22 protein-coding genes are annotated in these 21,243 nt (G+C 61.2%); 8 read left to right on the plus strand and 14 right to left on the minus strand.

Going from position 1 to position 21,243, the window contains the following annotated elements; translation table 11 throughout:
- Nucleotides 1-116: 116 nt before the first annotated feature.
- Nucleotides 117-719, minus strand: coding sequence for a hypothetical protein (locus HYH08_RS32140; RefSeq protein ID WP_220013845.1), 603 nt, complete (start codon nt 717-719; stop codon nt 117-119).
- A 285-nt stretch (nt 720-1,004) separates the two neighbouring features.
- On the opposite strand from HYH08_RS32140, the gene HYH08_RS32145 reads away from it, so the two are divergent.
- Complete coding sequence (locus tag HYH08_RS32145; protein WP_220013846.1) at nt 1,005-1,241, plus strand: hypothetical protein; 237 nt, start codon at nt 1,005-1,007, stop codon at nt 1,239-1,241.
- Between the two features lie 320 nt (nt 1,242-1,561).
- Here HYH08_RS32145 and HYH08_RS32150 read toward each other — a convergent pair whose 3' ends face one another.
- The gene (locus HYH08_RS32150; protein WP_349631480.1) at nt 1,562-1,909 is read right to left on the minus strand and encodes a DNA cytosine methyltransferase; all 348 of its coding nucleotides are present in this window, start codon (nt 1,907-1,909) and stop codon (nt 1,562-1,564) included.
- On the opposite strand from HYH08_RS32150, the gene HYH08_RS32155 reads away from it, so the two are divergent.
- From HYH08_RS32155 to HYH08_RS32165, 3 genes are read left to right on the plus strand one after another with little or no spacing between them, the layout of a single operon-like run.
- Complete coding sequence (locus HYH08_RS32155; RefSeq protein ID WP_228748223.1) at nt 1,868-2,299, plus strand: hypothetical protein; 432 nt, start codon at nt 1,868-1,870, stop codon at nt 2,297-2,299. The genes HYH08_RS32150 and HYH08_RS32155 overlap by 42 nt on opposite strands.
- Nucleotides 2,300-2,314: 15 nt before the next feature.
- Nucleotides 2,315-2,764, plus strand: coding sequence for a hypothetical protein (locus HYH08_RS32160; RefSeq protein ID WP_220013847.1), 450 nt, complete (start codon nt 2,315-2,317; stop codon nt 2,762-2,764).
- Nucleotides 2,765-2,769: 5 nt separating this feature from the next.
- Nucleotides 2,770-3,492 carry an SOS response-associated peptidase gene (locus HYH08_RS32165; protein ID WP_220013848.1) on the plus strand — a complete coding sequence of 241 codons (723 nt, stop codon included), beginning with the start codon at nt 2,770-2,772 and terminating at the stop codon, nt 3,490-3,492.
- A gap of 129 nt (nt 3,493-3,621) precedes the next feature.
- Here the strand turns inward: HYH08_RS32165 and tetH are convergent, their stop codons facing one another.
- The 11 genes from tetH to HYH08_RS32220 all read right to left on the minus strand — a co-directional run bounded on the left by tetH (nt 3,622) and on the right by HYH08_RS32220 (nt 12,099).
- Nucleotides 3,622-4,395, minus strand: a complete 774-nt coding sequence (gene tetH, locus HYH08_RS32170) for a thiosulfate dehydrogenase (RefSeq protein ID WP_220013849.1) — start codon at nt 4,393-4,395, stop codon at nt 3,622-3,624.
- Between the two features lie 128 nt (nt 4,396-4,523).
- Nucleotides 4,524-5,024, minus strand: coding sequence for a DUF302 domain-containing protein (locus tag HYH08_RS32175; RefSeq protein ID WP_349631482.1), 501 nt, complete (start codon nt 5,022-5,024; stop codon nt 4,524-4,526).
- A 2-nt stretch (nt 5,025-5,026) separates the two neighbouring features.
- Nucleotides 5,027-5,569: a c-type cytochrome gene (locus tag HYH08_RS32180; RefSeq protein WP_220013850.1), complete on the minus strand. Its 543-nt coding sequence runs from the start codon at nt 5,567-5,569 to the stop codon at nt 5,027-5,029.
- Nucleotides 5,556-6,806 (minus strand): sulfite dehydrogenase, encoded by a 1,251-nt coding sequence (soxC, locus tag HYH08_RS32185; RefSeq protein WP_228748224.1) that lies wholly within the window; start codon nt 6,804-6,806, stop codon nt 5,556-5,558. Before soxC ends, HYH08_RS32180 begins: the two co-directional genes overlap by 14 nt.
- 46 nt (nt 6,807-6,852) lie before the next feature.
- Nucleotides 6,853-7,239: a YidH family protein gene (locus tag HYH08_RS32190; RefSeq protein WP_220013852.1), complete on the minus strand. Its 387-nt coding sequence runs from the start codon at nt 7,237-7,239 to the stop codon at nt 6,853-6,855.
- Nucleotides 7,236-7,667, minus strand: coding sequence for a hypothetical protein (locus HYH08_RS37560; RefSeq protein ID WP_349631483.1), 432 nt, complete (start codon nt 7,665-7,667; stop codon nt 7,236-7,238). Before HYH08_RS37560 ends, HYH08_RS32190 begins: the two co-directional genes overlap by 4 nt.
- Nucleotides 7,664-8,116, minus strand: a complete 453-nt coding sequence (locus HYH08_RS32200) for a cytochrome P460 family protein (protein WP_228748225.1) — start codon at nt 8,114-8,116, stop codon at nt 7,664-7,666. The genes HYH08_RS37560 and HYH08_RS32200 overlap by 4 nt, the downstream gene beginning before the upstream one ends.
- A gap of 108 nt (nt 8,117-8,224) precedes the next feature.
- Nucleotides 8,225-9,124: an MBL fold metallo-hydrolase gene (locus HYH08_RS32205; protein ID WP_228748226.1), complete on the minus strand. Its 900-nt coding sequence runs from the start codon at nt 9,122-9,124 to the stop codon at nt 8,225-8,227.
- Nucleotides 9,125-9,294: 170 nt separating this feature from the next.
- Nucleotides 9,295-10,116, minus strand: coding sequence for an alpha/beta fold hydrolase (locus HYH08_RS32210; protein WP_220013854.1), 822 nt, complete (start codon nt 10,114-10,116; stop codon nt 9,295-9,297).
- 44 nt (nt 10,117-10,160) lie between these two features.
- Nucleotides 10,161-11,147, minus strand: coding sequence for an alpha/beta fold hydrolase (locus tag HYH08_RS32215; RefSeq protein WP_220013855.1), 987 nt, complete (start codon nt 11,145-11,147; stop codon nt 10,161-10,163).
- A 25-nt stretch (nt 11,148-11,172) separates the two neighbouring features.
- Nucleotides 11,173-12,099 (minus strand): MBL fold metallo-hydrolase, encoded by a 927-nt coding sequence (locus HYH08_RS32220; protein ID WP_220013856.1) that lies wholly within the window; start codon nt 12,097-12,099, stop codon nt 11,173-11,175.
- A gap of 83 nt (nt 12,100-12,182) precedes the next feature.
- On the opposite strand from HYH08_RS32220, the gene HYH08_RS32225 reads away from it, so the two are divergent.
- Both HYH08_RS32225 and HYH08_RS32230 read left to right on the plus strand, forming a co-directional pair.
- Nucleotides 12,183-13,043, plus strand: a complete 861-nt coding sequence (locus HYH08_RS32225; RefSeq protein ID WP_220013857.1) for a sensor histidine kinase — start codon at nt 12,183-12,185, stop codon at nt 13,041-13,043.
- A 70-nt stretch (nt 13,044-13,113) separates the two neighbouring features.
- The gene (locus HYH08_RS32230; protein WP_220013858.1) at nt 13,114-13,863 is read left to right on the plus strand and encodes an SDR family oxidoreductase; all 750 of its coding nucleotides are present in this window, start codon (nt 13,114-13,116) and stop codon (nt 13,861-13,863) included.
- Nucleotides 13,864-13,983: 120 nt separating this feature from the next.
- Here the strand turns inward: HYH08_RS32230 and HYH08_RS32235 are convergent, their stop codons facing one another.
- On the minus strand, nt 13,984-14,646 hold the full coding sequence (locus tag HYH08_RS32235; RefSeq protein WP_220013859.1) for a response regulator transcription factor: 663 nt from the start codon (nt 14,644-14,646) through the stop codon (nt 13,984-13,986).
- Between the two features lie 289 nt (nt 14,647-14,935).
- On the opposite strand from HYH08_RS32235, the gene HYH08_RS32240 reads away from it, so the two are divergent.
- Both HYH08_RS32240 and HYH08_RS32245 read left to right on the plus strand, forming a co-directional pair.
- On the plus strand, nt 14,936-20,584 hold the full coding sequence (locus tag HYH08_RS32240) for an AAA family ATPase (RefSeq protein ID WP_220013860.1): 5,649 nt from the start codon (nt 14,936-14,938) through the stop codon (nt 20,582-20,584).
- Between the two features lie 11 nt (nt 20,585-20,595).
- The gene (locus tag HYH08_RS32245; protein ID WP_220013861.1) at nt 20,596-20,967 is read left to right on the plus strand and encodes a response regulator transcription factor; all 372 of its coding nucleotides are present in this window, start codon (nt 20,596-20,598) and stop codon (nt 20,965-20,967) included.
- Nucleotides 20,968-21,243 lie beyond the last annotated feature (276 nt).

The raw sequence follows: 21,243 nt of genomic DNA on the forward strand, positions 1-21,243 counted from the left end.
GCCCTTGCGGCTCGCAGGCCGGAATGGAGCGGCCGCGGACGACGAAGGGCACAGAAAGCACAGGCTCCCGCGCGACCAGTGATCGCGCGGGAGGATAAAGCCGCCGTTGATGAAGACTAGGCGCCGTACGCGCGCAAGCTGCCGGCGTAGCCGGGCAATCCCGAGCGCACGATCAGGTCGTCGGTGATGCCGCCGTGCAGGTCGAATTCGATCGCGCCTTCGCACGCCAGCGCGTAGATCACCGCGCGAGCGTCGCCGCGAGTCATGACCGACGCGACGAGCTCGGTCAGCGCGACCGGGCCGCTGGTCTCCAAGGATTCGCGGATTTCCGCACGATCGTCGGAGTGGATCCGGACCCCGCGATGGCTCCAGATCTCGCGCGCCGCCGAGCAGCGCGGCTCCGAGCGCACATCGGCGGCGCTCAGCTCGATGATGCCGTGACAACGGCGCGCAAAGGCGAGATGCGTGAGCGCCTCCGCAGCGGGGTCATGGGATGGACGCGCATCGACGATATCGACGGCGTAGCGGCCGTCGAAGCGCTCGATGACGAGACCCTCGACGGCCATGATGCGTTGGTCGACGACGATGCTATTCTGGTATTCGATGCGTCGCACGTCGCCGTCGAGCGTCGCCTGGACCAAGAAATCGCGGGTGAGGGCGTTGCTGATGGGGACCGCCCGGCTGGCCTTGAAACCGATGAACAAATCGCGCTTCTGCATCTATCCTCGCTGATATCGTCGAAATGAAACGGCGAACAGCGGTTGCCCCGCGCGAAATCACGCGGGGCGAACCGAAGGGCGGCAACATCTCCCATGTCAGAGGTGGAGTGGCTCGATAGTTGCGCTTAGATCACAAAACCCGCGGAAAGTCAAGAAAATAGATATCTAGTGGATATCTGTTTGATATCTCACCCTGCGCGGTCAACAGCTTTATGGTTACCCGCCCATAGCGCTCCGCGTCCATCCTGTTAGAGTCCCAATCGGATCCAGGAAGGGTGCGATGATATGCCTAAGGCGGCAAAGACGACCAAGTCGGGCGCATTGGAATCGGCAAAACCAGCCGAATCGAAGCGGCGGGACCAGCGGAAGGCGGTGCTGGTGTATTTGCAGACCGATCTGATACAGGCTGCCAAGGAGACGGCTTCAGCCAACGATGAGAAGCTTTGGCAATTCGTCGAACGTACGGTGGCCAAGGCTCTCGGTTGGAAGAAGCCGCGGGACTCTAAGAGATGGGTTCCCTGAGTTCGCGCGACCTATCAAACCCATCGGCGCTCTCCTTAAGAGCTTCTGAATAGGAGGGTGACGTCGAGGTTTTCTAGCGTGAACCACAACCCCTTGCGACGTCGGGTTTCGACGTGGTCAACAACTGCGGAGATGAGCCGCGCGCTGCGATCCAAGTTATCGGGAAGATCGCCTGACGATTGCTTTTCGCGTGCATCCTACCGACGGCACCAAGTCCTCCATCTCAAGTGTAGAGCCGTCCGGCACAAGGATCGAGCGTGTCGCAAGGAAGAAACGATCTCCCGCTCGACCCATCCGTGAGCGCCCAGCGCGCTGATTTGCTATGAGCCGCTCGCCTGCCTCAGAATTGAATGCCCGATCGCCTGCGCCATCTTGGGCGGCACGGCGTTTCCGATCTGGCGGGCACGTGACTCCAAGCTGCCAAAAAATCTATAGGTCTTCGGAAACGTCTGCAGGCAGGCGGCCTCTCGGGCGGAAATGGCCCGGTGCTGCTCTGGATGACCAAATCGACCGTTCGATAGGCTGATGCAGCGTGTGGTTAAGCTGGCGGCCGGGCGATCCCAAGAAAGCCAGCCGTAGACGTCTGGGGATCGAGTAAGGGGCTCGACTCTTTGGTTGTTCTTGTTATGTTCTATTCCATGACCAATTACCGCCCCGCCAGCTGGCACGTCCCCACCAAGCAGCAAATGGAGAAGCCCGGCTCTTCTCTCGCGATCAGCCGAAAACTCTCGCTTACGGGCGCCGTAGGCCCGGCAGACGACCTTCCGCCCGAATATTGGCAGGCGCTTTTGGACGACCCCCGCCTCCACGGGCCCGATTCAGGGCGCGGCTCATCCGTCCGCATGCTGCGACTGGACCAAATTCCTAAGCACTTGTTGAGGGTGTCATGCCGGCGCTGCGCGCGCACCGTCGAGATCCAAAAGGTCGACGCCGTCCGGCTCTACGGTCGGGACGCAATCTGGCGGGACGTGGGCCAGCGCCTGCTCGACAACACCTGTACGCAGCGAACCGGGCGGCACGAGGAAGACGGCTGCTGGCCGTCGTACGACGCGCCGTAACCGGCTGAACCGGCTATGGCGCCCAAGCATCATCCGACCCCGCTCTCTGGAGGCGACCGAAAAGCGCTGAGCAAAGAGTTGGGGAGAGCTCGCGCGATGACGACGATCCTCGCCGCCCAATCTGCCGACGCCCGTGCCAAGGGCGAGGCCTTGATCCGGACGGCGGACAAGCTGCTCTGCGAGTCATGGAATGAGCGGATGTGGGCAGACGGCGGTCCCATCGACCCTTCGCCCACGATCGACCAGGCCGTGAACGGGACCTACCCATGGCTCGAAATCGAGTGCTCGCGCTGCAAGACCCGCCGGGAGGTGGACCTGGCGACGCTGCACCACCCGCCGACGACTTTCGTTCATGACTTGGCGAGCCGCCTCCGCTGCAGCAAGTGCTCCAAAGCCAATCGCCGGCCGCCGGCCACGCTGCTACAGCTGGCCCAGCGAGCCCGTCATCCGGATCGGGAGACCTAACCACCTTGTGCAATCTGTATTCGATCACCACGAACCAGGCCGCCATTAGCGCGCTGTTCCGCGTCGTCAACCTGTACGTCGGCAACCTGGCGCCGATGCCCGGCGTTTTTCCCGACTACAAGGCGCCGATCGTCCGAAGCGGCGCCGAGGGCCGGGAGCTCGCGACTGCGCGCTGGGGCATGCCTTCGTCGTCCAAGGCGCTCATGGATGCGGCGAAGAAACGAGCCGAGAAACTGCAGGCCAAGGGCAAGACCGTGGACTTCAAGGAGCTGCTCCGGATGGAACCGGATTCCGGAACCACCAACATCCGGAATGTGAAGTCGAAGCATTGGACCCGCTGGCTGGGGCCGGAGCACCGCTGCGTAGTGCCGTTCAACAGCTTCAGCGAGTTCAACAAGGCCGAGGGCGGCGACATTTGGTTCGCGCTCGACGAGAGCCGCCCGCTCGCATGCTTCGGCGGCATTTGGACCAACTGGACGTCGGTTCGGAAGGTCAAGGATGGCGAGACGACCAACGACCTCTACGCGTTCCTGACGACGGAGCCCAACGCCGAGGTCGGAGCCGTCCACCCCAAGGCGATGCCGGTGATTCTGACGACGCCTGAGGAAGTCGAGACCTGGATGACCGCGCCCGCGGACGAAGCGCTCAAGCTGCAGCGGCCGCTTCCGGACGGGACGCTGCGGATCGTCGCCCGGGGTGTGAGGGAAGATCCCGGGCGTGCCATGTAGAATTCCGCATAGCAGCCTCAAACGTGTACGGAGAGCAGTGCCTGTCCCCTCAGAAACGTGAAAACACAAACTAGCAGATGGCAAATGTTTTGAGCGGTCGTCCGGAAGATTTGTGGCGCTCCGAGCTTCTTAGGGTCCCTTCGCATAGGTGAAGCCAGACCTCTGTAGCTCCACCAGGAAGGCTACTACGCTCGGCACCAAAACGGCGCCGGAAACGAGGTGATTTGTCAGATCGGCTGCTAACGAGTCCGCGTCGGCTACATCTCCGCGGTCCAAGCGGTTGAGGTTTCGGGCGATGGCATGGATCGAGTCGTGGCACGCGACGAATACCATTCCTCGCTCTTGAAGCGTCGCGATGTTGTTGTTCTCCGGACCATAGTATCCCGTAAGGTCCTGCAGACTATCCGAGCGAGACATCTTCCTCCTGGATTCGAAGTATGAATTGGCGGTCGCGACGCCTCCGGTAAGCCTTGCCAATCCGTATTTCTCCCACCCAGTCTGGTCGAACAGGGCAAGGTGCGCCGATCCGTGAACAGCAGCTGCGGCAAGGAATCCAGGATTTCCGTGCGCGAAAATCTGCCCGTTGAGTGCTTCTCTCATGAGGTTGAGCCATGGCCCGCCAAGCTCGGTGCACTCCCAGACCTGCCGCGCTCGGTTGCCGTACGAGAGTAGAATGGATGCTGCCTCGTGGTCCCATTGCTCATCCAAGGTGACTACCAGAGGCACCGAACCGAAGTTTCGCCGGCGAGGCGCCGCCGCGAGCCTCTGCTTGAACAGTTCGAGATCCGCGTCGGTTTCCTGATTGCCCGACGCCGCTGCATTTCTCGCGGCCGTCAGCAGCGCAGCTTGGCCGAACAAGCCTAGGGCCGCTCGCCTGTTCAAAAAATTTAGTGCGAAAGACATGCGACTTCTCCCATCTCAAGGTTTGATCGAAATGCGCGCAGATCCGCCCCATGGAGCGTGACCCGTCGCTCTTGCTTGGCATTTCGGTTCGGGCGGCTCTGAACTGTTAGAAATCTTCTCGAGCTAAGTCAGCGAGCCGGACTCGCAGAAGCCGCTGCCGAGACAACCGCCTCTATGCCCGCGCTCATTGCTCGAACCGCCTCCGGGGCGCTCGCATGGTGCCTCTCCGCCGACCAAGTGGGAGCGTTGTAGGATACCCAAGTCACGCCGGCCTCGTCCTGCCAGACCAGCGCCTTGAGCGGCAGATCGATTCCAACTGTTTGAACCGATTGCATGAGCGGCGTGCCACCTTTCGGACTACCGAAGATGAGCAAATCTGTAGGCCGCAACGGCATTCCGACCTCCTTCGCCCCCGCCGCATGGTCGATTTGTGCGAAGATCGTCATGCCCTTGGAGCGAACGGCATCCTTCAGTCGCTCCATCGTCTCCGACGCGCCGTATGCGCTCTTAACCGTCGTCAACCCTTCTGCAGCCATCTTCGTCTCTCCTGCCATCACTATCGAATACAGAGCCACCGTCGACCAGGCGATCACGACCGCTCTCAGCCACCGCATGTTCTTCCGGACCATCGTCATTTCCTTTTCTGACGCAAATCGAACTCGGGATCCGGGACGAATCCGTCGCGATTGGGCATCTTGATTTTCGGTAACGAGTCCCTGTCGACCTTGCCGTCCGCCGGAACGATGCCGTTGAGACTCAGGATGTAGGCGGTGACGGCGTAGGTCTCGTCGGTGCTGAGCGAACCCGGCGTCGGATAGGGCATCGCGCGGTGGATGTAGTCGAACAAGGTCGTCGCATAGGGCCAGAAGCTGCCGACGGTCTTGATCGGCATGTTGGAGGCGAGGGTTCCCTGTCCGCCGACGAGACGGTCCTTAATGCCACCCTGGCCGTTCTCGCCATGACAGGCCGCGCAATTGTCGGCAAAGATCTGTTTGCCCTGTACGACAGTGCCTCTGCCGGCCGGCAGGCCCTTGCCGTCGGGACCGATGTCGATGTCCCATAGCTTGATCTCATCCGGCGTCGCCGGACGGCCGAAGTCGGAGGCAAGCGCGGGGACCGCGAGCAGACCGACGACCAGAATGCAGGTGCCAAGAAGCTTGCTATGCGAGGACATTGCGGACCCTCCCGGCCTCGTCGATGCTCCAGGTCTGCTGGGCGTTGTAGTGAAACAGCGCGTTGGTCCCCATCGCGGCGATGAAGGACGCCCGGTCGGGCTGGACGTTGCCCTTCTCGTCGGTCGAGCGGCTCACGATCTTGGTCGGCTTGCCGTCCCAGACCCAGTCCATCTGAAAGCGCACCTGCGCCTTGGACAGCACCGGCAGCGTCAGTTGCGCCTGCCTCCATGTCTTGGCGCCGTCGGTCGAGATCTCTACGTTGGCGATCTTGCCGTGGCCGCTCCATGCGAGGCCGGAGATACGGTTGTAGCCCGGCTGGATCTGCATCATGCCCGAAGGCTGGGTGATGACGGAGTTGGTCTCCATCCGCAGCTGAAACTGCCGCGCCTTGCCGTCCGCCAGCAGCTGCGTGTAGCGTGCGGTCTCCCAGCGGGTCATCCAGGGGGCCGCGCCGAATTTGAGGCGGCGCAGCCATTTGATGTGAAGATTGCCCTCGAAGCCCGGCATCAGCAGACGCATCGGAAAGCCGTGCGCGGGGCGCAGCGGTTCCCCGTTCTGGCCGTAGGCGACGAACGCCTCGTTCATGATCTCCTCGGTCAGCGGAATACTGCGGTCGACTCCGGCGCCGTCGCCGCCCTCCGCCAGCATCCAGTTGGCTCCCTTGTCCTTGGCCACGAGGTCCACCAGGAACTTCAGCGGCACGCCGGTCCATTCGTTGGTGCTGACGAGACCGTGGGTATTCTGCACGGTGACTTCAGGATCGGCCTTCTTCCAGTTTTCCCAGCCATTGCCGGTGCATTCGATGAAGACGATGCGCGTGACCGACGGCATGCGCCTGAGATCATCGACGCTGAACACCAGCGGCTTCCCGACCATGCCGTGGATCAGCAGCCGGTGCTGCGTCGGATCGATGTCGGGCACGCCTGAATGGCTGCGCTCGTAGTGCAGATCGGTCGGGGTGATGTTGCCGACCAGTTTCTGGTGAGGCGTCTTTGAATTGATGGCATCGCTCGGATCGATGTTCCGCTTGCCGGGTGTGGACTCCGGAATGCGGTCGAGCTTCGCGAAACGGGAGCGTTCGCTATGCGCGCTCAGATCGGCCCCCGGCCCTCGATCGGGCACGTCGGCCAAGGTCTCGGCGGAGGCGGCACTGGCGATGGCCGCCCCGGCAGCCCCGGCCGTCGCCGTCAAGAACCATCGCCGCGAAAGCACTTCGTCTCTGTAGTCTTCCGGCATGGACATCCTCTCCTTCAAGGTCGATGAATTATTGTGGCTCAGCGGATCAGTCGAAGACCTGGTAGGTCGCGACGGCCGCGAGAAGCAGAATGAGCAGGGACGAAACGACCGAACTCGTGAGAAATGCCCTCGAGGCCTGCGGTGCGACGTCGTCCAGCAGACGGCTGTTGCGTGCGAAGCGCAGCGTTTGGATCGCTATCAGCGCGACCCCGCCGGCGACGAGGGCGATGCTCTCGTGGGGACCCAGATGATTGGATATTCGCTCCAATTGCGCTCTGCGCAGCACGTCGTTGGCTTGGGAAATCGCCAGCGTCTGAATGAACAGATCGAATTTTTCCACCACGATGCCGAACGACATGATGGCTAATCCGGTTCGGACCCACGCAAGAAAAGTTCGCTCGTTGGCCGCGTGATCGCTGTAAGCCGGGATCATGATTGCTCCCTTTCCTTGGCGGCCGACTGATTCCTCGTAGCGCCTTCCGCGATGAAGCCAAGTTCTGCTGCCGCGGCGCCGGGTTGTTGTCGATTGTCGTCCGTCTTCTCGGCCGGCAGCAGCTGGGGCGGCTCGTCGTACCCTCCTCGACTGCTGTAAAAGACAAGTCCCATGAGGCCGAACCCTACGGCCAAGGAGAACAGAACCCCGAGTGCAAGCGCGACATACCCGGAAGCCGGAACGTCGGCCCCGCTTCCTGACGACCAGCCGAGGACCGCGATCACTAGCGTCCCGGCAAGCAGCAGCAGGAGCACGATCATGATGGTCCAGCTACCGGCCGTCATAGCTCTCGGGCCGGGTTCGTCGCTCGAGTATGTCTCGATTTGCGGGGGCATGACGCTTTTTCCTTCGGTGTTCGCGGATGTCATGGCGCGTATCTCGTGAAGACGAAGTCGTGATCCTTCACGTTGGCCTGGTGGCAGCCGAAACAGGTCTCGTGCTGCGCCTGGTCGACGGCCCTACCATCTATGAACCGCCCAAAGCCCCATCCCCCGGTGGAGGCGTATCTTCTGGAGTCCTTGACCATGATCTGGACCGTCGTGGCACGGCCTGGCACGAATGCTCCGTTAAATTCGGCAGAAGGCACGCGCTTCCAGGCGAGTTTGACTAATATCGCCCCGTCGGGGAATGGAAGCGTCCCCTCTCGGTAGGCCTTGACTGAAATTGCGTTGCCCACGATGCCGCGGAGTTCGTTGAAACTACCTTCTTCGTGCGAAGGCGCGATCATCTCCCATTGGCGATACCCTTCGGGAATGATCACTCCGAAGATCGGCGAACCCTCCGGGTAAGCATGAACCGGCGTGTACAGCATCATCATGCCTGCTCTCAGCAGGACTGATGTTACGTGCTTCTTCATGGACGTCGGCCTTTTCGAACGGAACGTTGCGGAGGAAACTTCGACGGACTGACTTCGTCAGCAGGCGCTCTACACGCCTTGGTATACGAGCCTGGTGAAGAAGCCCGGATCGATGAGGAACTGACCGTATCGCTCGTCGTAGGCGGCCGTTGGCTTCGCCGCGACGGTCTCGTCTCGGGACATTCCTTTCTGCTTGAGCCTGGCGACCGCGTCCCGGACGTCTACGAGCATGTCGCGCCACTGCTGCAGTTCGGCGCGGTTGCTGACGGGTTTCCCATGGCCGGTGATGATGATCGTGTCCTTGGTCGCCGCCGCGAGAGTGGCGTCGGATGCGGCGATCATTCCGTCGATGCTGCCCCCGGTCGAATAGTCGATGAACGGGTAGATGTCGCTCCAGAAAGTATCCGCGGCATGAATGACGTCGGCCTCGCCGAAGATGGTGCAGATGTCGCTGTCGGTATGCGCGCGCCCGTAGTATTTCAGCAGAATGGAGGCGCCATTGAGCTTCAAGGTCTTTTCCGTCGCGAAGACCTCAGTCGGAACCCCGCCCTTCGGCATCGGAGGAAAATTGTAGTCCCAATCCTCGACGCGCTGGAGCTCCGCGAGATGTTTGCGTGTGTTTTCGTGAGCGATGATCTGAGCGCCGCTCTCGTTCAGCCAGGTATTGCCGTCGGTGTGGTCGAAATGCCAATGGGAGTTGACCAAGTGTGTGATGGGCGCGTCGCTCACTGTTGCGAGGGCCTTGGTCAACTGCGGGCGCGACACGCCGATGCCGGCATCGATCAGCAATTTGCCATCCTTCCCGGTGAGCACGGCGATGTTGCCGCCGGATCCCTCGAGAACACTGATGTTGCCGCGCACCTCGTGGATGGCGATCGGCGATGTCGCCGCGCTATCCTTGATGAGGCTGACGATGCCTCTCGCCTCGGCGAACGCCTGCCGCGGCGTCAACCATCCGCCCGCCGCCATCGCAGCGCCGCCCAAGCAGCACAGGCAGAACCCGCGCCGGGACATGGTCTTCTGAGTCCGGTGTTCCATGATCGTCCTCGCTTGCATCTTGCAGCCAAAATTTCCTGTCGACCGCGATCTTGCGGTCTTCAGCGGCGGGCCGGTTCGCCCGTCGCTGTCGCTCGAGGGCTTCAGCCCTGAATGAAGGCCAGCAGGTCGCTGTTCAGCTGGTCCTTGTGCGTGGCGAAGAGCCCATGCGGCGCACCGGGATAGACCTTCAAGGTCGCGCCCTTGATGAGCTTCGAGGACAGCAGCGCCGAATCCGCGATCGGGACGATCTGATCGTCGTCGCCATGCAACACCAAGGTCGGAACGTCGATCTTCTTAAGGTCGGCCGTAAGATCCGTTTCCGAAAAAGCCTTGATGCAGTCGTACGCACCTTTTTCTCCGGCCTGCATCGACCACAGCCAGAAACTGTCCTTGACGCCGCGCGACACCTTCGAATCGGGGCGGTTTGCGCCGTAGAACGGAAGGCTGAGGTCCTGGTAATACTGCGATCGGTCGCCCTTCACGCCGGCACGGATCTGGTCGAACACCTCGATCGGCAGTCCTCCGGGATTGGCCGGCGTCTTGAGCATCAACGGCGGGATGGCGGACACCAGCACGGCCTTGGCGACGCGCTTGGTCCCATGACGGCCGATATAGCGGGTCACCTCGCCGCCCCCCGTGGAGTGGCCGATCATGATGGTTTGCTTGAGATCGAGCGCATCCATGAGCTCGGCCAGATCATCGGCATAGGTGTCAAGATTGTTGCCCTCCCACGATTGTCCCGAGCGGCCGTGCCCTCGGCGGTCGTGAGCGATGCAGCGAAAGCCGTGGGAAGCCAGGAAGAGCATCTGGTCGTCCCACGCATCCGCGTTGAGCGGCCATCCGTGCGAGAAGGTGATCGGCTGGCCCTTGCCCCAGTCCTTGTAGTGGATCGTCGTGCCGTCTTTGGTCGTGATCGTGCTCATCGTCGTTGTCCTCGTTTGGGTTGCGGGGTGTAGTCGGCGTTCCCTCAGCTCATGTCCTTCATGAAGCCGAGGAGATCGCCGTTGAACTGGTCCTTGTGGGTGAGCGTCAGCCCATGCGGTGCGCCCGGATAGATCTTCAGGCTCGCCTTTCCGATCATCTTCGATGAGAGCAGGGCCGAGTTTGCGATCGGAACGTTTTGATCGTCCTCGCCATGGACGATGAGCGTCGGAACGTCGAACCTCTTCAGGTCGCTCGTGAAATCGGTCTCAGAGAAAGCCTTGATGCCCTCGTAAGACGCCCGCAGTCCGACCTGCATACAGCTGAGCCAAAACGCGTCCTTGGCCCCTTGCGAGACCTTCGAGCCCGGCCTGTTGGCCCCATAGAAGGGCCCGTCGCCGAGATCTCGGTAGAATTGAGCGCGGTCGGTGGCCACGGCCGTCCGGATGTTGTCGAACACCTCGATCGGCACGCCACCCGGGTTGGCGGAAGTCTTCAGCATAAAAGGCGGGATGGCAGAGACCAGCACCGCTTTCGCGACACGACCCGTTCCGAACCGACCGATGTAGCGTGCGATGTCGCCGCCGCCGGCTGAGTGGCCCACCAGCGTGACCTGCTCGAGGCGCAGAGAGTCGATGAGATCGGCCAGGTCGTTGGCGAACGTGTCGTAGTCGTTCCCTTGCCACGGTTGTCCCGATCGTCCATGTCCGCGCCGGTCGTATGAGATGCAACGGAAACCATGCGAGGCCATGAAGAACATCTGGTCGTCCCAGGCGTCCGCATTGAGCGGCCACCCGTGACTGAAGATGACGATCGGACCCTTGCCCCAATCCTTGTAGAAGATCTCGGTGCCGTCCTTCGTCTTGATGGCGCGCCCCGCGTGGCGGTCCACTGAAGGGATCTCTCGCGGCCGAGCCGCGAGCGGCCCGGGTCCAATCAGCGCCAGCGCCGATGCTCCGGCCACTCCCCCGATCAGGACGCTGCGACGGGAGGCAAGATGCGACCCGATCGTCCGGTTGTTCGGATGTGTCATGTCGGATACTCCTGTGCTGCTTGGCTCAAGCGATGGGGACGTAGCGGTAGGAATTGCCGTGGGCTTCGACGAACCCAAGACCTGGATAGGTCCAGTGGAATCCCAAGAGCTTTGTCTTGTCGGTCGATGCCAGATCGAGCAGCCGTCGCCTGTTCCGGACGGCCAGTTCGGGAATGCTGTCGTAGCCGAAGTGCCAGTCGGGGTGCTCGACCCCGACGATCTCACTGGTCGCCGCGTCCGCAGCGATGATGAGCCCGACGTCCCCTGCGAGCTCGAATGACAGGTGCCCGGGCGTATGACCGGCGGTGTCGATCGCACGTATGCCGCTGATCACGTCGTCCCCGGGCTTGAGCATGACCGCCCGGTCCCGGACCGCGCCCAGATCACGCTGCGCGCCCCTGCCGAATTCGTGAATTCCCTCGGGTGCTTTGCTGAAGAAGTCCGGATCCATCCAGTAGTCCCACTCCGCCGCGCCAACGAAGTAAGCGGCGTTCGGAAACAGGAGCGAGCCGTCAGAGGCGAGAGTGGCGCCCGTGTGATCCGGATGCGCGTGCGTGAAGACCACTTTGGTAACCGCGGCCGGATGGAAGCCGGCAGCCTGCAGATTATCGACGAGCCGACCGTCGGTTGTCTGGTATCTCTGGCCGCCACCGACATCGAACAGGATCACTTCGTCACGATAGCGCAGCACGGGGACATTAGTGGGCGCGCGGACGATCTCTCCCGCCGTGTCGAGACGCTGGACGACCTCACTCTGCTCCCTGAGCGCCATTGAGGGCACGAAAATCTCTTCCGGGATCTCGAGGTATCCGTCGCTTATGATGCTGATCTCGAAGTCGCCGTGCTCGAACGCAAAGAACGACGTGCCGGGACCAACTTCGCACGGTTCGTTCGATTCTCGCGAATATGCGTCCCACTTGGGGCGATCTAAACTCTGAATGGCAACGCGCATCGTCGATCTCCGACTATCGTTCTCGATCGGTGCGATTGTGCGACCGACGATGCGAAGATGATCGGACGTCCGGCGATGATCTATTGCACGAAGGTGTCGGTGATACCTTCGGATCGGTCGATGCCGTTCGATTTCGAAAAACGAACGACGAGCGCCGCGCCGATACCATCGTGCAATGGATTCGGAGCAATTCGCTCGGCATTTATGACGCAGCACGTCGGTCGTCGTGGCCTGCTCCACGACCGATCAGCCAGAAGCCTTTCAAGGAGGCGATCTTGTCGGAGGATGCGATGTCAGTGAATTTGGATATGGGCACCACCAGGCAAAGCCTGGCTTTGCCGCCGATCTACGACGAGATGGTGCTCCTGCGGGAGACCAATCATCGTTTCGCCAACACTCTGATGGTCCTTGCCTTCGCTCTTCGGCGCGAGTTCGCCGGTTCGGTCTCCGCCGAGACCCGGCGCTCTTTCGAGCGTTGCGAGGCCAGGATCGCTGCGTTCGGAATGCTGCATAGGTCTCTGGTCGTCGGTGGACTCCAAGGAAATATCTCGCTTTCCGACTACATGGAGCAATTGTGCAGGTCCCTTTCCGAGGCGCTACTCATGCCGATGGGCGTCAGGTGCGAGCTAGTCGTGGAAGTCGGCGATATGCCCGCCGAACGCTGCGAGAGGCTGGGGCTGGTCATCGCCGAACTCGTGACGAATGCCGCCCGCCACGCCTTCGGCGGGCGAGACAGCGGCACTGTTCGCGTAAGTATCCTCGAAGACGGCGCCTCCCTGGTCTGCATCGTATCGGACGATGGACGGGGAATGGGCATCGCCTTGGGGGGCGCGGGCTCGCGGATTCTGGATCAGTTGGTGCACGCGATGGGCGGCGAAATGGCCGTCAGGTCCGGACCGACGGGAACATCGGTCGTCGTGACGTGCAGGCGCGTCAGAGATTGAAGGGGTAAGCGGTGATCTGCGCTCATTCGCCGACTACCGCAAAATGCACGAGTTTCAAAAGGAGAAGACCATGGGAAGATTGACTGGCAAGGTTGCCGTGATAACGGGCGGCAACAGCGGCATCGGATTGGCGACCGCCAAGCAGTTTGCTCTTCAAGGAGCACGCGTTTTCATTACTGCACGGCGCAGGAAGGAGCTCGACGAAGCGACATCGATCATCGGCAACGGGGCTCGAGGCATCCAGGCCGACATCTCGAGGCTCGGCGACCTGGACACGCTCTATGAAACCGTTGCCGCTGAAGCCGGCACCATCGACGTGTTGTTCGCCAATGCCGGCGTCGGAGACTTCGCGCCGATAGGTGCCATCACAGAACAGCACTTCGATCGCATATTCTCCATCAACGTACGGGGCACGCTGTTCACAGTTCAGAAGGCCCTACCTTTCCTGCGCGATGGCGCGTCGATCATCTTGACCGGGTCAACGACTGGCACGAAGGGCACTCCTGCTTTCAGCGTGTACAGCGCCAGCAAGGCGGCCATAAGGAATTTCGCGCGTACGTGGGTTCTGGATCTGGCCGACCGTGCGATCCGCGTCAACGTGCTGGTGCCTGGCGCGACGTCTACTCCCGGATTGCACGGGCTTGCGCCTTCGCACGATGTGCACACCGACATGATCAAGGGGCTGGAGGCGACGACACCGCTAAGAAGGCTCGGAGATGCCAACGAGGTTGCCTTGGCCGCCGTCTTCCTAGCTTCGGACGACAGCAGCTTTGTGACGGGCAGCGAACTGTTCGTCGACGGCGGATCCGCCCAAATCTAGCTGAGGCGGTATGTCTTCGCCTCGGTGTCTGGAAACGCTTCGGCGCGCCGCGAGCCCTGCTGGCCGGTTCTACCCTCACGTCTCCGTCGCGAAGGCCTAAGTCGCAGACTACGGTGAAGCCTAGTTCTGCGACTTCTCTTGCCGCAGCTTGGCGCCCATGATCACGAGGTCCGCCAAGGATCGCGCTCTCATTTTCCGCATCATCTTGCCTCGGTGGGCCTTCACGGTGATCTCACTGATCCCGAGCTCGTAGCCCACTTGTTTGTTCAACAAGCCCTTGACCACCAACGCCATCACTTCCTGCTCGCGTCGACTGAGCGAGCCGTGGCGTTCATGCAATTCGCGCAATTCTGCGTCGCCACCTATCGCGGAATGGCTGCGCGCGAGGGCGAGTTCGATCGCGCCGAATAGCTCTCCGTGACAGAATGGCTTGGTTAGAAACTCCATCGCGCCGGCCTTCATCGCTTTAACGGTCATGGGTACGTCGCCGTGGCCCGTGATGAAGATGATGGGAATGCTGATGCCTCGGCTCACCAGATGGCTCTGAAGCTCCAGACCACTGAGCCCCGGCAGACTGACGTCGAGCACCAGGCAGCTCGGAACGAAGTCCTGTGGCCGAGAGAGAAACTCTTGTGCCGTGGCGAACGTCTCCGTTTCCCAGCCTCTCGTGCTGATCAGCCCTTCGAGAGAATCTCGAACGGATGCATCATCGTCGACAACGAAGACCTTCGATTTGGAGGGGAGCACCAAGGAGCCCGCGTCAACCGCGCTTGATGTCGTCATGTCTCTTCCCTTTGGACTTCGATTCCGCTGACGAAACGAGCGGTCCCTAGCTCATCAGGCCACAGACCGCGTCGTCTGGCTTTCCAAAAGACACGATGTTCGACGGCCTTGTGAGCCATGATGCGTCCGATCGTCAGTGATCCGGCGAGCGGTATTATGTGCTTTCAGGGGTTCCGGAGCAACAAACATCGCGCCGGAGCAACGCCACCGATACCTTGGTGCCATAGAGCCGGCTTGGGTCTCTTGGTACTCCTTCGAAGGGTCATCCGTCGTTGCAGGAAAGCTCGTCATGCAGTTCCGCTGCCAGAAAGGTTGCGCCGAGTCGGTCAACGAAGCGGAATCAGACAAAGCGGCCCCAAGTGGCCTTTTCGGCCATGTATTTCAGATCATTGGAGAAGATGACGATTTTACGCTGTTGAGGGGGCGCCGGTCCTCGGATGGCCGCCAAGTTATGGTTCGGAAGCCCCGAAGCACCAGGCGCAATCCCGGATTGACGCAGCGGCTGGAGAACGAGTTCTCCATCGCCGCCGACCTCGATGCCGCCTGGGCGGTGCGTCCCATCGACTTGGATCGTGGCGAGGGAGGACCGGCACTCATTCTCGACGACCCCGGCGGCATGCCTCTCAAGGAACGGCTCGGCCATGCTCTCGAAATCTCGGCTTTTCTTCGGCTGTCGGTGAGCCTGGCGGAAGCGCTTCGGCAAATACACCTAGCCGGCATCATCCATAAGAACATCACTCCCGAGAACCTGCTGGTGGACGAAAGGGATATTGTTCGTGTCATGGGTTTCGGTATCGCATCGCGTTTGACGCGCGAGCGAAGAGTTGTCCCCTCGATCGACGCATACGCGGGCACGCTTGCCTATATGGCTCCGGAACAGACGGGTCGGATGAACCGGTCGATCGATATCCGCAGCGATCTGTACTCCATGGGCGTCACCCTCTACGAGATGCTCACGGGACGCCTACCGTTCGAGGCGGCCGACCCCGTCGAATGGATGCACTGTCATATCGCACGACAGCCGCTCCGACCTGAGGCCCACATGGATGGCGTGCCCGCCCCTGTCGGCGACGTCATTATGAAGCTCCTCGCCAAGAACGCCGAGGACCGATACCAGACCGCTTCTGGCGTTCTCGCCGACTTGCGGCGTTGCCAAGACGATTGGCAGTCCCACCAGAGGATCGATGCCTTTTCGCCCGGCGAGAACGATGGTTTGGATCGTCTTCTCATTCCCGAACGGCTCTACGGTCGGAAATCAGACCTCGATTTTCTGCTCAACGCCTTCGAGAGGGTCGCCAATGGCGGCTCGACGGAAATGATCCTGGTGTCGGGCGGTGCAGGCGTCGGTAAGTCGTCGGCCGTGAACGAGCTCAACCGAGCCATCGCTGCCCGCCGGGGATCCTTCGCGCGGGTCAAATTCGACCAATACAAGCGCGATGTTCCGTACGCCGCTCTGACGCAGGCGCTGCGGGACCTTGTCCAAGGCGTGCTGGGTGAGAACGACGACGAATTGTTACGCTGGCGGGACCGTCTGATGGAGGTTCTGGGCCATAGCGCACAATCCATCGTCAGCCTGGTCCCGCAGCTGGAGGTGATCATCGGTAGACAACCGCAAGCCCCGGAACTGTCGCCGGACGATGCACGGCTCCGCTTCCAGACATTGATCGGCCGCTTCATCGGCGCCTTCGCGCGGTCAGAGCGTCCTCTCGTCATCTTTTTCGACGATCTCCATTGGAGCGATCCGGACACCCTCGACCTGCTCAGGAATCTCTGCGAGCGCAACCAATCGGGGCACCTGCTTCTGGTGGCTGCCTATCGGGACGATGAAGTCAGCCCCGGCCATCCCCTGAAGACGACGCTCTCAGACATTGAGGAATCCAAGGTTCCGCTGCGCCGCCTCTCGTTGACAAATCTCGCGCTCGGAGAGGTCACCGAACTGGTGGCCGGGGCATTGCGGTGCCGTCTGGACCGCGCGCGGCCGTTGGCGCAGTTGGTGCACGCGAAAACCGGAGGCAATCCCTTTTTCGTCATCCAGTTCCTCACCTCGCTGGAGCACGATGGATTGCTTGTGTTCGCGACCGATAGGGCGGGTTGGACATGGGACATCGAACAGATCGCGCGCAGGAAGTTCACCGACAATGTCGTGGACCTCATGGTGGCACGATTGAACCGGCTGCCAATTCACGTGCAGAAGGCCTTGAAGCACTTGGCCTGCATCGGCAACGGAGCGAATACAGCTACCCTCGCTGCTCTCTACGGTGAGACGCGCGAAGCGCTTGAAGCGGCGCTTTGGGAGGGGGTCCGCCTGGAGTTCGTGTCTGCGAGCGCCGACGAATACTCCTTTGCTCACGATCGGATCCAAGAAGCTGCTTATTCGCGGATTCCCGTAGACGAACGCGCCCATCAGCATCTCCGTACGGCGAGAGTTCTCGCCCAAACACTCTCCCCGAAGGAAGTTGACGAGCGGATATTCGATATTGTGGAGCAGTACAATCGTTCCATACATCTCATCGAAACGCCCCACGAACGCGAGCAGGTTGTCCGCTTCAATCTTTCGGCCGGGACCCGTGCCAAAGCATCCATCGCCTATGCAGCGGCCTTGCAATACCTCGCTGCGGGAGCGCTGGCGCTTCAGGGGATCGAACCTGGGCCGGGAAGCCACCGCCTGAGCTTCGAGCTCGAATTGAACCGGGCGGAATGCGAATTGCTGACGGGCGCTCACGAGGAGTCGGAGACACGATTAGACCGTCTCACGGATTTAGCCCTGTCGGCGGTCGATCGGGCGGTGGTAACTCGCTTGCGCATGACGCTGTACACCACCATCGACAGGATGGATCGCGCAATCGCCGTTGGTCTCGAATATCTGCGCCAAGCCGGCTTGGAATGGTCTTCCCATCCCTCGGACGAGGAAGTGGACCGGGAACTTTCAGGCGTGTGGCGTCTACTCGGAGACCGGACGATCGAGGCGATGATCGATCTCCCTCTGCTGCAAGAGCCCGAACTGCTCGCGACCATCGACGTGCTCGCGGACTTCCTCGCGCCAGCCTCCTTCACCGACAACAACCTGTTCTATCTGGCGGTCATTCGCATGACCAACCTCAGTCTTGTGCACGGCAATTGCGATGCTTCCGCTTGCGCCTACGCGCTGCTCAGCATCGTCTTGGGATTGCGCCAAGACGATTATGAAGCGGCATTAAGATTCGGTCAGCTCGGCTGCGACCTGGTGGACAAGCGCGGCTTGGATCGCTTCAAGGCCAAAGTCCATACATTCTTCGGAGCTCTCGTGCTGCCATGGGCGCGACCTTATTCGTCTAGCCGGGAGGTGCTCCGGCGCGCCCTAGAAGAGGCTTACGCATCGGGCGACCTTACGTACGCGGCCTACAGCGTCAGGAGCTTGGTGGCCAATCTGTTGGCTTCCGGGGCCTCCCTTGCGGAGGTTGAATGGGAGCTCGAAGCGGCGCTGTCGTCGATGCGAGGCGCGAAATTCGGGCTGGCGATCGACTCGCTCGTCGCACAACTGCTTCTCGTTCGTTCGCTTCGGGGCGAGCGGACGGACGTCGGCCTGTTTCCCGAGGCTGACGGGAGCGAATTCGCGTTCGCGCGGCGCCTTATGCAGTCCGGCGCCCGATCTGCCATCGGAGCGGCCAGATATCACATTTGCAAGCTGCAACAGCACTTCATGGCGGGGAAAATTCCGGAGGCGCTTGCGGCGGCGCGGAACGCCAAAGGCTTGGTCTGGTCGACCGAGCATTTTCTGGAGATCGGCGAGTACCATTTCTACGGCGCCCTGGCGCTGGCCGCCGCCTGCCAGGGAATCTCGCCGTCACTGCGTCACGATTACGTCGAGGCAATCGAGGCGCATCGGCAGCGGATCGCGAGGTGGTCGAAAGGGTGCCAGGAAAACCAAGCACACCGCGAGGCTTTGTTGGCAGCCGAACTCGCGCGCCTTCGTGGAGAAACGAGTGAGGCGATCAAGTTGTACGAGGTCGCCATCCGGTCTGCTCATGAGAACGGCTTCGTTCAGAACGAGGCGATCGCCGCCGAGCTGGCCGGTAAATTCTATCGGGCATTGGGAGCCGACACCGCGGCGGAGGGATATTTGAGGAGGGCCCGGGCGGGTTACCAGCAATGGGGCGCAATGCCGAAGGTTCGGCAGCTCGAAGAACTCGATCCGGACGCGACAAAGCGACAATCTGCCGAGGAGGCGCGATCCGGCCATACGCCGGAGCATCTTGACTTGGCGGCAATCATGAAGACATCGCTTGCGGTCTCGGGCGAGATCGTTCTCGATCGCCTGATCGAGCGCATCATGGCAATCGCCCTCGAACATGCCGGCGCTGAACGGGGGCTACTGATCCTGTCGGGCAGCGCGGATGCGCGAGTCGAGGCGGAGGCTCGAGTTGTGGGCGGGGTCGTAAGGGTCGAACTTCGGAACGAGACTTCCTCTCCAAGCGAACTTTGCCAGCCGATCCTGCGCTATGTCTTGAGGACTCAGCAGACTGTCCTGTTGGACGACGCCATGGAGGGTCAATTCGCAATCGACGCCTACATCCGCGGCCAGCGCATCCGCTCCTTGATGTGCCTCCCCCTGACGAAGCAATCGAGCCTGGTCGGGGCGCTCTATCTGGAAAACCGCCTGACGACGCACGCGTTCACGCCGGAACGCACCGCGGTACTTCGCGCATTGGCCTCGCAGGCGGCCAACGCACTCGAGAACGCCCGCCTATATGCAGATCTCAAGATGACCCAGGACCGGCTGCAGGCATCTCATGATCAAATGCAGATGCTGGTCTCGGTGGTAGAAAACAGTAGCGACTTCATCGGCTATCTGCCGTCAAAGGGGCGTGATGGATACATCAACGCGGGCGGAAGGCGCATGGTGGGTATCGAACTGGACGCCGATGTCTCCAGGGTTCAGATCAGCGACCTGAGGCCGGCCGAAGAAGACGATCGATATTTGAGGGAGATTCTCCCCGCCCTCGAGCGAGACGGCCGGTGGACCGGAGAACGGAATCTGAGACATTTCAAGACGAATGCGCCAATTCCCGTCCTGCAGAATCTTTTCTATATCGTCGACAGCACGACCGGAGAAAGACGAGGCACGGCATCGATCTGCAAGGATTTGACGGAGCAGAGGCGTACGGATGAGGCCTTGCGGAAGGCGCAGGCGGATCTGGAGAATATCGCCCGCCGCATGACGATGGGCGAATTCGCGGCCTCCGTCGCGCACGAGCTCAATCAGCCCTTGATGGCGATTGTTGCAAGCGGCGAAACCTGCCTCCTTCGCCTCGAGAAAAGCCCGCCCGAAGTCGAAAAGGCGCGAGCAGCCGCGCAACGCGTCGTCCGAGACGGCCATCGGGCAAGCGAAGTGATCAAGAGCATTCGCGCGCTACTCAAGAATGCCCCATCTGAAAACCTGGAGTTCGACCCTGACCGAGCCGTCCGCGAGGTCATCGACCTGACGCAGGGGAGAATCCGCAAGGAAGGCATAATTCTCGATGTCGACCTTCGGGGAGCCGTTGGCGTCGTCGGCGATCGCGGCCAGTTCCAGCAGGTCGTGCTCAATCTTGTCGCGAATGCGATCGACGCGATGGTCGATGTCATCGGCAGAGCCAGATTGCTACGGATCGAGACGCGGGATGTCGCGGGAAATCTGATGGTCAGCGTGGAAGACTCGGGTCGGGGCCTCGACCCGGTCAGTTCGGCCAAAATTTTTGACGCCTTCTTCACCACCAAGCCGGACGGCATGGGTATGGGCTTGGCGATCTGCAGATCGATCGTCGAGATACATGGTGGACGTCTGTGGGCCGAGTCGAGGCACTCCGGCGGCACCAGGTTCATCTTCCAAATACCGGTGGTGGCCGGTGTCCCGCCTACCGGATCTGCCGATCAGACCATCGTTGAAGGCGGCTTGCCCGGTGGCATGCCGAAGTTTTGAAGGAAACGCTCGTGACCGAACCAACTTTGATCTCGTGCGTGGATGACGACCCGACGGTTCTGGAGGCATTGCAGGATTTGCTCGACGCTTCGGGTTTCGAGGTGGACGGATTTTCGTCGGCGGAAGAGTTTCTGTCTCGGGGGCGGCTTGATGCGACAACTTGCCTGATTACCGATGTCAGACTCGGCGGAATATCCGGCCTGGAGTTGCAAAGCCGTCTGGCAGCCAGCGGTTCGAAGATTCCGGTTATCGTCATCTCGGCATTCGCGGACGATCAGATTCGCGCACGAGCCATCAAAGCGGGGGCCGTTTGTGTTCTTGGGAAGCCCGTCAGCCGAGAAAGTCTCATCGACTGCATCCGCGTCGCTCTGCATTCCACGTGAGCAACCACCTCCGAAAGACATCATCCGAAGCCCAGACCGGCACCGAATTCCTAGTCGGCCGCTCTCTGCGTAGCTTCCAGGATGGCGTTCGTCGGCGAAAAGAGGCTTCCAATGAATTTTAAAGCGGTGGGCTTGAAGGGGACGATCATGCGATCGGCCGCGCTGGTTTGAATTGGTGCTGCTCGTCACGGACGGTCGAAGTCCGCGGCGCTGGCCATCCATAGTCCCTCGGGGCGCTTGACTCGGAGCGCAAAACTCGAACAAAACTAGAACGAA

The organism is Bradyrhizobium sp. BR 10289 (genome assembly GCF_019455385.1).
GTDB lineage: Bacteria > Pseudomonadota > Alphaproteobacteria > Rhizobiales > Xanthobacteraceae > Bradyrhizobium.

Excerpts from the sequence above, each read along its gene's own strand:
- HYH08_RS32220 (WP_220013856.1), bottom strand. The coding sequence starts at position 12,099 with ATGCGCGTTGCCATTCAGAGTTTAGATCGCCCCAAGTGGGACGCATAT.
- tetH (WP_220013849.1), bottom strand. The coding sequence starts at position 4,395 with ATGTCTTTCGCACTAAATTTTTTGAACAGGCGAGCGGCCCTAGGCTTG.
- HYH08_RS32190 (WP_220013852.1), bottom strand. The coding sequence starts at position 7,239 with ATGATCCCGGCTTACAGCGATCACGCGGCCAACGAGCGAACTTTTCTT.
- HYH08_RS32240 (WP_220013860.1), top strand. The coding sequence starts at position 14,936 with ATGCAGTTCCGCTGCCAGAAAGGTTGCGCCGAGTCGGTCAACGAAGCG.
- HYH08_RS37560 (WP_349631483.1), bottom strand. The coding sequence starts at position 7,667 with ATGACATCCGCGAACACCGAAGGAAAAAGCGTCATGCCCCCGCAAATC.
- HYH08_RS32155 (WP_228748223.1), top strand. The coding sequence starts at position 1,868 with ATGTTCTATTCCATGACCAATTACCGCCCCGCCAGCTGGCACGTCCCC.
- HYH08_RS32205 (WP_228748226.1), bottom strand. The coding sequence starts at position 9,124 with ATGGCGGCGGGCGGATGGTTGACGCCGCGGCAGGCGTTCGCCGAGGCG.
- HYH08_RS32235 (WP_220013859.1), bottom strand. The coding sequence starts at position 14,646 with ATGACGACATCAAGCGCGGTTGACGCGGGCTCCTTGGTGCTCCCCTCC.
- HYH08_RS32175 (WP_349631482.1), bottom strand. The coding sequence starts at position 5,024 with ATGGTCCGGAAGAACATGCGGTGGCTGAGAGCGGTCGTGATCGCCTGG.
- HYH08_RS32160 (WP_220013847.1), top strand. The coding sequence starts at position 2,315 with ATGGCGCCCAAGCATCATCCGACCCCGCTCTCTGGAGGCGACCGAAAA.
- HYH08_RS32145 (WP_220013846.1), top strand. The coding sequence starts at position 1,005 with ATGCCTAAGGCGGCAAAGACGACCAAGTCGGGCGCATTGGAATCGGCA.
- HYH08_RS32140 (WP_220013845.1), bottom strand. The coding sequence starts at position 719 with ATGCAGAAGCGCGATTTGTTCATCGGTTTCAAGGCCAGCCGGGCGGTC.
- HYH08_RS32210 (WP_220013854.1), bottom strand. The coding sequence starts at position 10,116 with ATGAGCACGATCACGACCAAAGACGGCACGACGATCCACTACAAGGAC.
- HYH08_RS32230 (WP_220013858.1), top strand. The coding sequence starts at position 13,114 with ATGGGAAGATTGACTGGCAAGGTTGCCGTGATAACGGGCGGCAACAGC.
- HYH08_RS32180 (WP_220013850.1), bottom strand. The coding sequence starts at position 5,569 with ATGTCCTCGCATAGCAAGCTTCTTGGCACCTGCATTCTGGTCGTCGGT.
- HYH08_RS32200 (WP_228748225.1), bottom strand. The coding sequence starts at position 8,116 with ATGATGATGCTGTACACGCCGGTTCATGCTTACCCGGAGGGTTCGCCG.
- soxC (WP_228748224.1), bottom strand. The coding sequence starts at position 6,806 with ATGCCGGAAGACTACAGAGACGAAGTGCTTTCGCGGCGATGGTTCTTG.
- HYH08_RS32215 (WP_220013855.1), bottom strand. The coding sequence starts at position 11,147 with ATGACACATCCGAACAACCGGACGATCGGGTCGCATCTTGCCTCCCGT.